The sequence below is a fragment of the Microbacterium sp. NPDC087592 genome, assembly GCF_044743585.1.
Taxonomy (GTDB): domain Bacteria; phylum Actinomycetota; class Actinomycetes; order Actinomycetales; family Microbacteriaceae; genus Microbacterium.
Genome location: NZ_JBIUWT010000001.1, coordinates 1,054,759 through 1,067,949, shown reverse-complemented (window position 1 = coordinate 1,067,949; position 13,191 = coordinate 1,054,759). Strand labels below are relative to the sequence as shown.

The 13,191-nt window shown below is 69.5% G+C and carries 12 protein-coding genes; 7 read left to right on the top strand and 5 right to left on the bottom strand.

Going from position 1 to position 13,191, the window contains the following annotated elements; translation table 11 throughout:
- Position 1: 1 nt before the first annotated feature.
- Both ACIOTO_RS05085 and ACIOTO_RS05080 read left to right on the top strand, forming a co-directional pair.
- On the top strand, positions 2 to 1,129 hold the full coding sequence (locus tag ACIOTO_RS05085; RefSeq protein WP_400856884.1) for an ABC transporter permease: 1,128 nt from the start codon (positions 2 to 4) through the stop codon (positions 1,127 to 1,129).
- Positions 1,129 to 3,375 carry a glycoside hydrolase family 3 N-terminal domain-containing protein gene (locus tag ACIOTO_RS05080; RefSeq protein WP_400856883.1) on the top strand — a complete coding sequence of 749 codons (2,247 nt, stop codon included), beginning with the start codon at positions 1,129 to 1,131 and terminating at the stop codon, positions 3,373 to 3,375. The genes ACIOTO_RS05085 and ACIOTO_RS05080 overlap by 1 nt, the downstream gene beginning before the upstream one ends.
- A 17-nt stretch (positions 3,376 to 3,392) precedes the next feature.
- Here ACIOTO_RS05080 and soxR read toward each other — a convergent pair whose 3' ends face one another.
- Entirely contained in the window at positions 3,393 to 3,842 is a 450-nt protein-coding gene (soxR, locus tag ACIOTO_RS05075; protein WP_029261477.1) for a redox-sensitive transcriptional activator SoxR, read from the bottom strand.
- Between the two features lie 120 nt (positions 3,843 to 3,962).
- On the opposite strand from soxR, the gene fdxA reads away from it, so the two are divergent.
- From fdxA to ACIOTO_RS05055, 4 genes are read left to right on the top strand one after another with little or no spacing between them, the layout of a single operon-like run.
- A complete protein-coding gene (fdxA, locus tag ACIOTO_RS05070) occupies positions 3,963 to 4,289 on the top strand; it encodes a ferredoxin (RefSeq protein ID WP_091032694.1) in 327 nt (108 codons plus the stop codon).
- Positions 4,286 to 5,644, top strand: coding sequence for an FAD-dependent oxidoreductase (locus tag ACIOTO_RS05065; protein ID WP_400856881.1), 1,359 nt, complete (start codon positions 4,286 to 4,288; stop codon positions 5,642 to 5,644). The genes fdxA and ACIOTO_RS05065 overlap by 4 nt, the downstream gene beginning before the upstream one ends.
- Entirely contained in the window at positions 5,641 to 6,150 is a 510-nt protein-coding gene (locus ACIOTO_RS05060; protein ID WP_400856880.1) for a flavin reductase family protein, read from the top strand. Before ACIOTO_RS05065 ends, ACIOTO_RS05060 begins: the two co-directional genes overlap by 4 nt.
- A 22-nt stretch (positions 6,151 to 6,172) precedes the next feature.
- Entirely contained in the window at positions 6,173 to 6,802 is a 630-nt protein-coding gene (locus tag ACIOTO_RS05055; protein WP_105710713.1) for a superoxide dismutase, read from the top strand.
- A gap of 16 nt (positions 6,803 to 6,818) precedes the next feature.
- Here ACIOTO_RS05055 and ACIOTO_RS05050 read toward each other — a convergent pair whose 3' ends face one another.
- A complete protein-coding gene (locus ACIOTO_RS05050) occupies positions 6,819 to 7,106 on the bottom strand; it encodes a metal-sensitive transcriptional regulator (protein WP_400856879.1) in 288 nt (95 codons plus the stop codon).
- Positions 7,107 to 7,366: 260 nt separating this feature from the next.
- On the opposite strand from ACIOTO_RS05050, the gene ACIOTO_RS05045 reads away from it, so the two are divergent.
- Positions 7,367 to 9,013, top strand: coding sequence for an FAD-dependent oxidoreductase (locus ACIOTO_RS05045; protein WP_400856878.1), 1,647 nt, complete (start codon positions 7,367 to 7,369; stop codon positions 9,011 to 9,013).
- Here ACIOTO_RS05045 and ACIOTO_RS05040 read toward each other — a convergent pair.
- The 3 genes from ACIOTO_RS05040 to ACIOTO_RS05030 form a co-directional block, all read right to left on the bottom strand.
- A complete protein-coding gene (locus tag ACIOTO_RS05040) occupies positions 9,010 to 10,017 on the bottom strand; it encodes a LacI family DNA-binding transcriptional regulator (protein ID WP_262002859.1) in 1,008 nt (335 codons plus the stop codon). The genes ACIOTO_RS05045 and ACIOTO_RS05040 overlap by 4 nt on opposite strands.
- Positions 10,018 to 10,111: 94 nt before the next feature.
- Positions 10,112 to 11,773, bottom strand: a complete 1,662-nt coding sequence (locus tag ACIOTO_RS05035; RefSeq protein WP_400856876.1) for a glycoside hydrolase family 13 protein — start codon at positions 11,771 to 11,773, stop codon at positions 10,112 to 10,114.
- A gap of 81 nt (positions 11,774 to 11,854) precedes the next feature.
- Positions 11,855 to 13,030 (bottom strand): ROK family protein, encoded by a 1,176-nt coding sequence (locus ACIOTO_RS05030; protein WP_400856874.1) that lies wholly within the window; start codon positions 13,028 to 13,030, stop codon positions 11,855 to 11,857.
- Positions 13,031 to 13,191 lie beyond the last annotated feature (161 nt).

Here is a 13,191-nt window from a genome sequence, read left to right as displayed (position 1 = left end):
CATGACCGTTCCCACCACCGCAGCGAGCACCGCGCCCGACGGATCGGCCGTCGTCTCCGGTATGCCCGAGACCGCGACCCTGCGCACCCCGCCGGCCGGCGCACCGCCGCGCAAGACGTTCTGGTCGCAGCTCGCCCAGGCGTTCGCGATGTTCCGCAATCCCAAGTCGATCGCCGGGCTCATCATCCTCGGGGTGTTCGTTCTCGTCGCGATCCTCGCCCCCTGGATCGCGCCCTACGGGCCGACCCAGAAGGACCGCACCGCGCTCCGCCAGCCGCCCTCGTGGGAGCACTGGCTGGGCACGACCCACATGGGGGAGGATGTGCTGAGCCAGATCATCTACGGCACCCGCGGCGTCATCGTCGTCGGCTTCCTCGCCGCGTTCATCGCCACGATCATCGCCATCACGATCGGTGTGATCGCCGGCTACGTGCGCGGCTGGAAGAGCGAGTCGCTCTCGGCGCTGACCAACGTGTTCCTGGTGATCCCCGGCATCCCGCTCATCATCATCATCGCCTCGCAGTTCGAGAACCCGCCGCTGATCGTGATCGCCGCGGTGCTCGGGCTCACCGGGTGGGCGTGGGGTGCGCGCGTGCTACGCGCCCAGACGATGTCGCTGCGCAACCGCGACTTCATCCAAGCTGCCCGGGCCAACGGAGAGCCGCTGCGCCGCATCATCACGGTCGAGATGCTGCCGAACCTCATGGCACTCATCGCCTCGAGCTTCGTCGGCACCGTGACGGCGGCCATCCTCGGTCTCACGACCCTGGCCTTCATCGGCGTGATCCCGGTGAGCAACCTCAACTGGGGCACCATCCTGTTCTGGGCGCAGCAGAACGGCGCGTTCCCGCGGCTGTGGTGGTGGTACGTGCCCGCAGGGCTCTGCATCGCCATCATCGGCGTCGCCCTCTCTCTCATCAACTTCGGCATCGACGAGTACGTCAACCCGCGCCTGCGCTCCGCCGGAGAGCGGGCCAGGGCGATGAAGAAGAAGGGGCTGAACGTGAACGACGCCGTCACGGCCGTCCGCAGCGTGCCCCTGCCGCAGAAGAGCCCCGATCCCGTAACGTCGGCGGCCTCGCCCGACACCTCCGACTCCTCGAAGACCTCGACCCAGAACACGAAGTGATGACCTCTCAGACCCTGACCACCGTTCTTCCCTACCAGGACCCCGCCCTCTCGATCCCCGAGCGCGTGGCCGACCTCCTCAGCCGGATGACGCTCGAGGAGAAGGTCGGGCAGATGCTGCAGCTCGACGCGCGCGACGACCTCGACGACCACATCGCCCGGCGGCACGCGGGCTCGATCCTGCACACCTCTCCCGAGCGCATCCTGCAGGCCAACGTGCTGACGGCGCAGACCCGGCTCCGCATCCCGCTGCTCGTGGCGGAGGACTGCATCCACGGGCACTCGTTCTGGCCGGGAGCCACGATCTACCCGACCCAGCTGGGCATGGCCGCGTCGTGGGACGCCGACCTGCTCGAGCGGGTGGCCCGCGCGACGGCCGAGGAGGTGGCGATCACCGGCATCCACTGGACGTTCTCGCCCGTGCTGTGCATCGCCCGCGACCTGCGCTGGGGTCGCATCAGCGAGACCTTCGGCGAAGACCCGTTCCTGATCGGCGAGCTGGCATCGGCGATGGTGCGCGGTTACCAGGGCGACGGCCTCGACGACCCCACCGCGATCCTCGCGACCGCCAAACACTTCGCCGGGTACTCCGAGACCCAGGGCGGGCGCGATGCGAGCGAGGCCGACATCTCGCGGCGCAAGCTGCGCTCCTGGTTCCTGCCGCCGTTCGAGCGCGTCGCCCGCGAGGGATGCCGCACGTTCATGCTCGGCTACCAGACCACCGACGGCGTGCCGATCACGACGAACGACTGGCTGCTCAGCGACGTGCTGCGTGGCGAGTGGGGGTACACCGGAACGCTCATCACCGACTGGGACAACGTCGGACGCATGGTGTGGGAGCAGCGGATCCAGCCCGACATCACGCACGCGGCCGCTGCGGCGGCGCGGGCCGGCAACGACATGATCATGACGACGCCCGCCTTCTACGAGGGGGCACTGGATGCCGTGGCGAAGGGGATGCTCGCCGAGGACGCCTTCGACGCCGCAGCCGCCCGCATCCTCACGCTCAAGTTCGAGCTCGGACTCTTCGAGAACCCGCGGTTGCCGGGCACCGAGCTGGATGCCGTGGTGGGCAGCGCCGCGCATGCCGAGCTGAACCTCGAGACGGCTCGCCGCTCGCTCGTGCTGCTCGAGAACGACGGGGTGCTGCCGCTCGACCCCGCAGCGCCGCTGAAGGTCGCGGTCACCGGGCCGCTCGCCGACGACGCGCAGACGCAGCTCGGCGACTGGGCCGGCGGCTCGGGTCAGGCCGGGTGGCTCGACGGACAGCCGCGCGAGATGATCGCGACGGTGCTCGACGGTCTGCAGGCGATCGACGGCTGGACCGTCACCCACGCTCGCGGTGCCGACATCCTCACGCTCGAGGAAGACCCCAAGGGCCCGTTCTTCCCCGACAAGCAGCCGCGGCCGCCGGTGGTCAAGGCCTGCGAGCCGGATGCGGAGCTGATCGCGGAAGCCGTGGCGGCGGCATCCGACTCCGACGTGGTCGTGGCGGTCGTGGGTGACCGGATCGAGCTCGTCGGCGAAGGCCGCTCGACCGCGACGCTCGAGCTGATCGGCGGGCAGAACGCGCTGATCGACGCCGTCATCGCGACCGGGAAGCCCGTCGTCATCGTGCTGCTCGCCTCGAAGCCGCTCGTGCTCCCGGCATCCGCGTCCCGGGCCGCCGCCGTGATCTGGGCGGCCAACCCGGGCATGCAGGGTGGCCGTGCGCTCGCCGAGGTCATCTCGGGAGCCGTCGAGCCGTCGGGCCGCCTGCCGATCTCGTTCGCCCGCCACGTGGGCCAGCAGCCGACGTACTACAACCAGATCCGCGGACAGCACGGCGACCGCTATGCCGACCTCACGCAGTCGCCCGCCTGGACGTTCGGTGAGGGGCTGTCGTACACCACGGTGGAGTACTCCGACCTGGAGCTGGAAGCGACCTCCCTGGGGGAGTCCGACACGATCGTCGGCCATGTCACGGTGGCGAACACCGGCACGCGGCCGGTACGCGAGACCGTGCAGGTGTACGTGCGCGACTCTGTGACGAGTGTGAGCTGGACCGACAAGGAGCTGAAGACCTACCGCCAGGTCGACATCGCTCCGGGGGAGTCCGCCCGCGTGCGCGTGGAGCTTCCGGTCGCCGACTGCTCGATCGTGGATGCCGCCGGCACGCGTCTGGTCGAGGCCGGCGCGTTCGAGCTGCTGGTCGGCCCGAGCTCGCGCGACGAGGTGCTCCTCTCCGCCGACTTCGAGGTGCGCTGACCCTCGCCGCGGCCGGATCAGTCCTGCAGTCGCTGCGGGCCCACGCCCTGGGTCGCGAGGGCGTCGTCGGGGTTGAGCAGTCCGCACGCCTTCATCGACAGGCAGCCGCAGCCGATGCATCCGGTGAGTTCGCGTTCGAGGCGCTCGATGCCCTCGCGGCGCTTCTCGAGTTCGCGCTTCCAGCGTCGTGAGGCCCGTTGCCAGTCGGCGTGGCTCGGGGTCTCGGTGAGCGGCACGTCGGCGAAGGCCGTCTGCACGTCGGACAGCGGGATACCGAGGCGTTTGGCGACCGTGATGAGCGAGACCCGCCGCAGCATGTGCCGGGCGTAGCGGCGCTGATTGCCGGGCGTGCGCGTCGAGGCGATGAGGCCGAGCGACTCGTAGAAGTGCAGGGCGGAGGCGGCGACCCCGGTGCGTCGGGTCATCTCGCCGATCGTCAGCGGCTCGTCGGGTGCGTGCGGGCTCATCCGGATGCCTCTCCCTCGATTTGACCTCAAGTGTACTTGAGGTTTTACGGTTGTCCTGTGGCCCCGAAATGGGCCGATCTACCCGAACGAGGACAGCGTGACCCGAACGAAGACCCCGCGATGACCTATGTGATCGCTCTGCCGTGCGTCGATGTGAAGGACAAGGCCTGCATCGACGAGTGCCCCGTCGACTGCATCTACGAGGGGGAACGGTCGTTGTACATCCACCCCGACGAGTGCGTGGATTGCGGCGCCTGCGAACCGGTGTGCCCGGTCGAGGCCATCTACTACGAAGACGACCTGCCCGATGAGTGGCAGGACTACTACAAGGCGAACGTCGAGTTCTTCGACGAGATCGGCTCGCCCGGAGGCGCCGCCAAGACGGGGATGCTCGCCTTCGACCACCCGATCATCGCCGCGCTCGCACCCCAGGGGGAACACGCATGACCGTCGCCGAACCGCGCATCGCCATCGTCGGAGCAGGGCCGGCCGGCATCTACGCCGCCGACATCCTCCTCGGCCTCGCCCCGACCGCGTCGATCGACCTGTTCGAGAAGCTTCCCGCACCCTACGGTCTGGTCCGTTACGGCGTCGCCCCGGATCATCCGCGCATCCGCAAGATCACCGACGCCCTGCACGACGTGCTCGTGAACCCGCGCATCCGGCTGCTGTGCAACGTCGAGATCGGCGTCGACGTCGAGATCGAAGACCTCCGCGCGGCCTACGACGGGGTGATCGTGGCGACGGGAGCCGACCTGGATGTGCACCTCGACATTCCCGGCATCCACCTGCCCGGCTCCTTCGGCGCGGCCGATTTCGTGTTCTGGTACGACGGGCATCCGGATGCTCCGCGCACCTGGCCCCTGGAGGCGGAGTCGGTCGCCGTCCTCGGAGCGGGCAACGTCGCCCTCGACGTGACGCGCATCCTCGCGAAGCACGCCTCCGCGCTGACCCACACCGACACTCCGGATACCGTGCTCGATCAGCTCGCCGCCAGCCCGCTGCGCGACGTGCACCTGTTCGCCCGGCGCGGTCCTGCTGACGTGCGGTTCTCGGCGATGGAGCTGCGCGAGCTGGCTGAGCAGGACGACGTCGACGTGATCGTCGACCCGGCAGAGCTCGCCCTGGACGAGCACGCCGAGCGGATGGTCGCGCAGTTCTCCCAACGCCGCATCATCGTGCGCACCATGACCGAGTGGGCTGCGCTCGACCCGGCGGGCCGCACGGCTTCACGCCGCATCCACCTGCACCTGCGGCAGCGTCCCGTGCGCCTCCTCGGCGCGGATCGCGTGACCGGCATCGAGATGGAGCGCACCGCATCCGACGAGCTGGGCCGGATGGTCGGCACCGGTGAGCTGCTGCGCTACGACGTCGGAGCCGTGTACCGGGCCGTGGGCTACCGTTCGACGCCCGTTCCCGGGATGCCGTTCGACGCCGATCTCGGAGTGGTTCCGCACGCCGAGGGACGCGTCGTGGATGCGGCGGGCGCACCGATCCCGCGACTGTACGCGACCGGCTGGATCAAGCGCGGGCCGGTCGGGCTCATCGGCTCGACCAAGTCGGATGCCGCGCAGACCGTGCGTCACCTCGTCGACGACCTCGCCGACGCGGAGCCGATCGCGCCCGAGGGGGACCCGCTCGCCCACGTCGACCACGCCGTCGACCTGGACGGCTGGCTGCGCATCGATGCCGCCGAGCGCGGTGCCGGTGCGGAACGCGGACGGGAGCGCACGAAGCTCGTCGACCGCGCGGAGATGCTCGCGCACGCGAAGCTGGAGCAGATGACGGAGGCCGTCCGATGACCATGACACCCGTACCCACCCCGGTCGGCGAAGGCCTCAAGGCCGCGTTCCGCACGCACCCGGCCGGCGTCGCGATCATCACGGCATCCACTCCGGAGGGTCCGGTCGGGCTCACGGCGTCGAGTGTCGCCTCCGTGGCGGTCGACCCCGCGGCGATCGTGTTCTCGGTCACTCGTGCGACCGGCTCTGCGGGCGCGATCCTCGGTGCCGACACGTTCGTCGTCCACCTCATCGACGACGAGCACTCCGACCTGGCGCAGAGCTTCGCCGTCAGCGGCTCCGAGCGCTTCACGCCTGAGCAGGGCTGGTCGGCGCTCGAGACCGGTGAGCCGCACCTCGCCGCGGCACGGGCCGCGCTGCGCTGCCGCTCCCTGCAGACCGTGGCCGTCGGTTCGTCGACGGTCGTGATCGCCGAGGTCCTCGAAGTGCTCACCGGGCCGCAGGGCCGTCCGCTCGTCTACCTCGACCGCCGCTTCCACGCCCTCCCGCACGACCCCCACCACTGACCATCATCGAAAGGAAGACGCCATGTCCACTCTCTACACACTCCCCGAGCTGCCCTACGACTACTCGGCCCTCGAGCCGCACATCTCCGGCAAGATCATGGAGCTGCACCACTCCAAGCACCACCAGGCCTATGTGACCGGTGCGAACACCGCACTCGAGCAGCTCGCCACGGCGCGCAGCGCGGGCGACCTCGCGAACGTCAACAAGCTCGAGAAGGACCTCGCGTTCAACCTCGGCGGCCACATCAACCACTCGGTGTTCTGGCAGAACCTCTCGCCCGAGGGCGGCGGCGCTCCCGAGGGTGAGCTCGAGGCCGCGCTCGTCGACGCGTTCGGATCGATCGACGCTTTCCGTGCGCACTTCACCGCGACGGCACTCGGTGTGCAGGGGTCGGGCTGGGCCGTGCTCGCCTGGGACAGCGTCGGCGCTCGCCCCGTCATCTTCCAGCTGTTCGACCAGCAGGGCAACGCACCCCTCGGTGTCACGCCGCTGCTGCAGCTCGACGTCTGGGAGCACGCCTACTACCTCGACTACCTCAACGTGCGCGCCGACTACGTCAAGGCGTTCTGGAACCTCGTGAACTGGCCCGACGTGCAGCGCCGCTTCGAGGCAGCGCGCACCGCGACGAAGGGGCTCATCGTCGCCGGCTGACCGGCGACGGCGCGGTTCACGCGAGAGTGAGGAAGAGTTTCTCGAGTTCGGCCATCGACACACCGTCCGTGTCGGTGGCCGTCTCCGTCTCCGACCCGGGGTCCGTCAGGCAGTCCTTCATGGCCGAGGCGATGATCTGGAATCCGGCTTTGTCGAGCGCCGAGGTGACGGCGGCGAGCTGCGTGACGACGGCTCGACAGTCACCTCCGTTCTCCACCGCCGCGATCACAGCCCCGAGCTGACCGTGCGCGCGCTTGAGGCGGTTGGCGATCTTGCGCTGGGTCTCGGCGTCTGCGGATGACATGTTCGCTCCCTGAGTGTCGACTGAACTGATCACTATACCCCCTGGGGTATAGTGATCTCTCGTATACCCACGGGGGTATCGGTGAGGAGTTGAGAAACGATGTGTCGAGCAGTCCGTTGCAAGACCTGTGGCAAGACGACCTGGGCGGGGTGCGGTCAGCACGTCGACGCCGTGCGCCGCACGGTTCCCGCGGCGCAGTGGTGTTCCGGGCACCCGAAGGAGCCGGCGCAGGGCGGATTCTTCTCGAGGATGTTCCAGCGATGACGTCGACCGAACCGCGTACCGTCGTCATCGTCGGCGGGGTCGCCGGGGGGATGTCCGCCGCCGCACGCCTGCGCCGGCTCGACGAGCACGCGCAGATCGTGATCTTCGAACGTGGGCCCGAGGTCTCGTACGCGAACTGCGGCCTGCCCTACTACGTCGGAGGTGTGATCGCCGATCGCGAATCGCTGCTGCTGCAGACACCCGCATCCCTGCGCAGCCGTTTCGGACTCGATGTGCGCGTGCGGCATGATGTCGTGCGGATCGACACCGCGCAGAAGCTCGTCGAGGTGGTCGATCTCGAGACGGGACACCACCTCGTGCAGCGCTACGACGCATTGGTCCTCGCCACCGGGGCGAGGCCCCGGCGGGACGAGCCCGCCTCGGACATCCCGACACGCAGCCTGCGGACGGTCGAGGACGCGGATGCGATCGACGCCGCGCTCTCCCGCGCAGGCGTTCCCGTCGTGGTCGTCGGCGGCGGATACACGGGCCTCGAGGCGGTCGAGAACCTCGTCGCGCGGGGCGCATCCGTGACCCTCGTGCAGCGCGGCCCTCAGCTGCTCGCCCCTCTCGACACGGAGATGGCCGCCCCCATCGCGGCCGAGATCCGTGCGCACGGCGTCGACGTGCGTCTCGGCGTGGAGGTCGTTCGAGCCGGTTCCGGAAGCGTCACGCTGAGCGACGGCGCCATCGTCCCCGCAGAGCTCGTCGTCGACGCCTCCGGGGTGGTGCCGGAGACCTCGCTCGCGGCCGACGCCGGAATCCTGCTCGGCGAGGTCGGAGGGATCCGGGTCGATGCTTCCTGCCGCACCAGCGCTCCCGACGTCTACGCCGTGGGAGACGGAGTCGAGAAGTTCGACCTCGTCGGCGGGGACGCGGCACTGATCACCATGGCCGGTCTCGCGAACCGGCACGGGCGAATGGTGGCAGACCTCATCGCGGGGCGCGCGGAGTCGGCGCGACCCGCACTCGGCACCGGGATCGTCCGCGTGTTCGGGATCGTCGCAGCGAAGACGGGGTGGAGCGAACGGCAGCTTCGATCGGCGGGACGCGAGTTCTACGTCGTGCACGTGCACCCGGGATCCCACGCCGGCTACTACCCCGGAGCCGAGACCCTATCGATGAAGCTGCTCGCCGACCCGGACTCCGATGCCATCCTCGGTGTGCAGATCGTGGGACGCGACGGTGTCGACAAACGCATCGACGTGGTGGCGACCGCCATGCAGGCCGGCATGCCGGCCGCCGAGCTCGCGCATCTCGAACTCGCCTACGCGCCGCAGTTCGGCTCGGCGAAGGATGCGGTGAACATCCTCGGCTACGTCGCGGAGAACACTCGCACCGGAACGACTCCGACGGTCCAATGGCATGAACTCGAAGCCGCGCGGAGGGCGGGAGCGACGCTGATCGATGTCCGCGCGCCGTCGGAGTTCGCTGCCGGCGCGATCCCCGGTGCGATCAACATGCCGCTGGATGAGATCCGTGACCGGCTCGGCGAACTCCCCGGCGGTCCGATCGTGGTCCACTGCCAGGTGGGCCTGCGCGGGCACATCGCCACCAGACTGCTCCGGCACCGCGGGGTCGACGCGCGCAACCTCGATGGAGGTTACCGGACCTGGAGCGATGCTGTGCAGGGTCGCGACTAGATCAGGCGGGCGGTGGTTCCGCGCACGTTCAGCTCGTACGGCAGTGCCGACGGGATGTGCACCTCGTCGGGCGTGGTGAGCTTCGCCAGCACCGCATCCGCGGCCCGCTCGCCCTGCCCGAGCGGGAACTGGTCGACGGTGGTCAGGCGGAAGAATTCGCCGAGCTCGTGCCCGTCGATGCCGACGATCGACAGCTCGTCCGGCACGCTGAAGCCCAGGTCGCGGGCCGCGAGCAGCGCCCCGATCGCCATCTCGTCGGATGCCGCGAACACCGCGGTCGGTCGTGGGCCCGGGCGTCCGAGCAGCTGCTTCGCCGCGCGGTAGCCGCCCTCGACCGTGAAGTCCGCCGGCTCGAGGAAGGCGTGGTTCAGGGGGATCCCGGCCTTCGCCAGGGCCTTCTCGAACCCGAGGCGGCGGTTGGTGGGGATGTGGAAGTCGATGTCGAACTCGGGGTTGGCGCCGATGTGCGCGATGTCGGTGTGACCGAGGCCGATCAGGTGCTCGGTGGCGAGCTGGGCGACCGCCACGTCGTCGACCGTGAGGGTGTCGAGCTTCGGGTTCGGGCCGCCGATCGCGATGACCGGCAGGCCGAGGTCGAGCAGATGCTGTGTCTCGTCGGCGTCGAGTTCGATCGACACCGCGATCACGGCGTCCACACGCTGCCGACGCAGGAACGTGTCGAACACGTGTCGACGCACGTCCTTGTCGGCGGTGATGTTGTAGAGCGTGATGTCGTAACCGGCGCGCATCAGCGCGGCCGAGACGCCCGACAGCACCGTGCTGAAGAACCACCGGTCGAGGAACGGGACGACCACCCCGATGTTGCGGGTGCGCCCCGATGCGAGGCTCGATGCGCGCGAGGAGACGACGTAGCCGAGCGACTGCGCCGCGGCCTGCACCCGCTCCCTGGCGGACTCGGACACGTGGCCGCGGCCGCTGAGCGCGCGCGAGACGGTCGCGGTGGAGACCCCGGCGAGCCGGGCGACCTCATCGATGCTGGCCATGTGTTCCTCTGAGAAATCGTTCCGGTCGCGGCTCCCGTTGTCTCACGACGTGGTGAGCGACGGGATCCGCGACCGGAACGGGGTGTGGGGCGGGTCAGACCGTGGTGTACCAGACGGCGGTGTCGACCGGGATCGACGAGCCGTCGAACGGCTGGCTCTTCAGCATCACGCTCGCGTCGGCCGGCAGCTCGATCGGTGCGGTGCCGAGGTTCGCGACCACGTGCACGTCGCCGCGGCGGAAGGCCACCGTGTCAGCGCCGGCATCCTCCCAGATCAGGGAACCGGCGCCGAAGCCGTGCTCGCGACGAGCCGCGAGCAGACGCTTGTACAGGGCGAGCGTCGAGCCGGGGTCGACCTCTTCGACGTCGCGGGCGTACGTCGCCCACTCGGTCGGCTGCGGGAGCCACGACAGTCCGGTCTCGTTGAAGCCGAAGGCTGGAGCCTCCGCCTCCCAGGGCAGCGGCACGCGGCATCCGTCGCGTCCGTAGCGCTTGCCCCCGGTGCGGAACCAGGTCGGGTCCTGACGGAACTCGTCCGGGATCTCCATCGCTTCGGGCAGACCGAGCTCTTCGCCCTGGTACAGGTACGCCGAGCCGGGGAGCGCGAGCATGAGGGTGGTCGCCGCGCGGGCGCGGGCCAGGCCGATCGCGGTGTCGGGCTTGTTCGGAGTGTTCGGTCCGATGCCCTCGCCCTGGGGGTTGTCGGCCGTGAGCGCGAGGCGCGAGGCGTGCCGCACGACGTCATGGTTCGAGAGCACCCAGGTGCTGGGCGCTCCGACGCCGCCGAACTCGTCGAGCGACTCGCGGATGACGTCGCCCAGTTCCTTCGCGTTCCACGGCGTCATCAGGTACGGGAAGTTGAAGGTCTGGTGCATCTCGTCCGGACGCACCCAGAGAGCCGTCTGCTTGAGCGTCGGCATCCAGGCCTCGCCGCACAGCGCACGGTCGCCGTCGTACTCGGCGAGCACCTTGTGCCAGTCGCGGTAGATCTCGTGGACGCCATCCTGGCCCCAGTACGGCACGTTCGACTCTCCGCCGCCCATGGAGTCGGCGTCGGTCGGCGGGGTGTAGTCGGGGAGGCCCTCGGTCTTGATCATGCCGTGGGCCACGTCGACCCGGAAGCCGTCGACCCCGCGGTCGAGCCAGAAGCGCAGGATGGAGCGGAACTCCTCCTGCACCTCTTCGTTGTTCCAGTCGAAGTCGGGCTGCGTGGCGTCGAAGATGTGCAGGTACCACTGGCCGGGGGTGCCGTCGGCCTCGGTCACCCGCTGCCACATGCCGCCGCCGAACACCGACTCCCAGTTGTTGGGCGGGAGCTCGCCGTTCTCACCACGGCCGTCGCGGAAGATGTACCGCGCGCGCTCCGGGCTGCCCGGTGCCGCCTTGAGGGCTTCCTGGAACCACACGTGCTGGTCGGACGAGTGGTTCGGGACCAGGTCGACGATCACGCGGATGCCGCGGTCGTGGGCCTGGGCCAGCATCTCGTCGAAGTCGGCGAGCGTACCGAACAGCGGGTCCACGTCGCGGTAGTCCGCCACGTCGTAGCCGGCGTCGCGCTGCGGGCTGGTCATGAAGGGGCTGAGCCAGATCGCGTCGACGCCGAGTTCCTGCAGCGAGTCGAGGCGGCTGGTGATGCCCGGGAGGTCGCCGATGCCGTCGCCGGACGCGTCCGCGAAGGATCGGGGGTAGATCTGGTAGATGACGGCGCTGCGCCACCACTCGGAACCGGGGGCTGCGATCTGCTCAAGCTGTGCCATGCGAACAGGCTACTGCAAACGCTTACAGTCGTGCCAGAGCGGGTATCGAATCGGTTCGATCCGGGGGTGTGCCGCCCCGACTCAAAGGGTGAGGATCCCGCGCGACGGGGAGGGGAAGCGGGCCTCGGCCTGCACCGAGGCGAGGAGCTGGGCGTCGATGGCGTCGAGCGCGATCCGGACGGCACCCATCGCCACCGACTCGTCGCCCAGCGTGGAGAGCACGACCCGCGGGGCGTGCGGCTGGAGCTCGTCGATGTGCGAGCGGATCGCGTCGAGGATGATCTCGCCGCCGCGGGAGATGCCGCCGCCGAGCACGATCAGCTCCGGGTCGACGGCCAGTGACATCGCCACGACCCCGGTCGCGATGCTGGCGGCGAATCCGTCCAGCGCTGCGAGTGCGTGCGGGATGCCGTCGCGCGCGGCGAGGAACATGGCTTCCCGGGTCGGATCGACTCCGGTGCCCGCGAGCGAGTCGACGTGTCGCGGTGCTTCCGCCCACCCGAGCTGGGGCAGGGCGCCGACCAGGCCGGATCCGCCGCTGTGACCGCGGTAGAGGGATCCGCCGATGAGGATCCCCGCACTGGTCCGGTTCCCGGAGAGGACGTAGACGACGTCGCGCGCGTCCTGTGCGCTGCCACGCCAGTGCTCGGCGATCGTGCCGAGGTTGTTGTCGCTCTCGACCCGCACGGGCACGCCCCAGCGCGTCGAGAGCGTGTCGGCGAGGTCGAGGCCGAGCCAGCCGGGCAGGCCGTTGCCTCCGTACCGGGTGACGGTGCCCGAGGCGTCGATGACGCCGGGCGAGCCCACGCCGGCGCACCAGACCGCCTCCGTGTCGAGACCGGCTTCGGCGAGGCAGGCCTCCACGACGGTCGTGGCGAGCGCGAGCCGGTCGGCGGCGCTGGCATCCTCGTCGATCGACACTTTGTGCGAGGCGCGCGGCCGGCCTTCGAGGTCGGCGACGATGCCGAGGATCTTGTGCACGCCGATGTCCAATCCGACGACGTGTCCCGCTTCGGCGGCGAAGCGGTAGCTGCGTGCGGGGCGACCGGGGCGAGCGCTGGCCGGGGCGTCGGCGGGGGTCACCCAGCCGAGCTCGACGAGGTCGCGGACCACGTCTTCGGCCGCCGTGCGTGAGATGCCCAGCTGGTCGGCGAGGCCGGTCACGGTGTGCTGTCCGTCGCGGACGCCGAGGAGTGCCGCATGGGTGTTCATGCGTCTCAGCAGCGAGCGGTCGCCGGAGCGTGGTGTCGTCGTCATGGTCTCCCGTACTCGAGGAGCGGATTCTCACGTCAAGTTTGGTTAGTCATCGTAGCGCGCTGCGAGCCGCAGGATCGGATCGGCGCGACCGAGGTGAACCCGGCTCTTGACAGGCGTGATCGGCATCCTCTAATTTTAATGCCAACTTGGATTATTATATG

Bases quoted from the DNA above. Each gene is read 5' to 3' on its own strand.
- ACIOTO_RS05035 (WP_400856876.1), bottom strand. From the start codon at position 11,773: ATGGCACAGCTTGAGCAGATCGCAGCCCCCGGTTCCGAGTGGTGGCGC.
- ACIOTO_RS05085 (WP_400856884.1), top strand. From the start codon at position 2: ATGACCGTTCCCACCACCGCAGCGAGCACCGCGCCCGACGGATCGGCC.
- ACIOTO_RS05055 (WP_105710713.1), top strand. From the start codon at position 6,173: ATGTCCACTCTCTACACACTCCCCGAGCTGCCCTACGACTACTCGGCC.
- ACIOTO_RS05060 (WP_400856880.1), top strand. From the start codon at position 5,641: ATGACCATGACACCCGTACCCACCCCGGTCGGCGAAGGCCTCAAGGCC.
- ACIOTO_RS05065 (WP_400856881.1), top strand. From the start codon at position 4,286: ATGACCGTCGCCGAACCGCGCATCGCCATCGTCGGAGCAGGGCCGGCC.
- ACIOTO_RS05050 (WP_400856879.1), bottom strand. From the start codon at position 7,106: ATGTCATCCGCAGACGCCGAGACCCAGCGCAAGATCGCCAACCGCCTC.
- ACIOTO_RS05080 (WP_400856883.1), top strand. From the start codon at position 1,129: ATGACCTCTCAGACCCTGACCACCGTTCTTCCCTACCAGGACCCCGCC.
- ACIOTO_RS05040 (WP_262002859.1), bottom strand. From the start codon at position 10,017: ATGGCCAGCATCGATGAGGTCGCCCGGCTCGCCGGGGTCTCCACCGCG.
- ACIOTO_RS05045 (WP_400856878.1), top strand. From the start codon at position 7,367: ATGACGTCGACCGAACCGCGTACCGTCGTCATCGTCGGCGGGGTCGCC.
- ACIOTO_RS05030 (WP_400856874.1), bottom strand. From the start codon at position 13,030: ATGACGACGACACCACGCTCCGGCGACCGCTCGCTGCTGAGACGCATG.
- fdxA (WP_091032694.1), top strand. From the start codon at position 3,963: ATGACCTATGTGATCGCTCTGCCGTGCGTCGATGTGAAGGACAAGGCC.
- soxR (WP_029261477.1), bottom strand. From the start codon at position 3,842: ATGAGCCCGCACGCACCCGACGAGCCGCTGACGATCGGCGAGATGACC.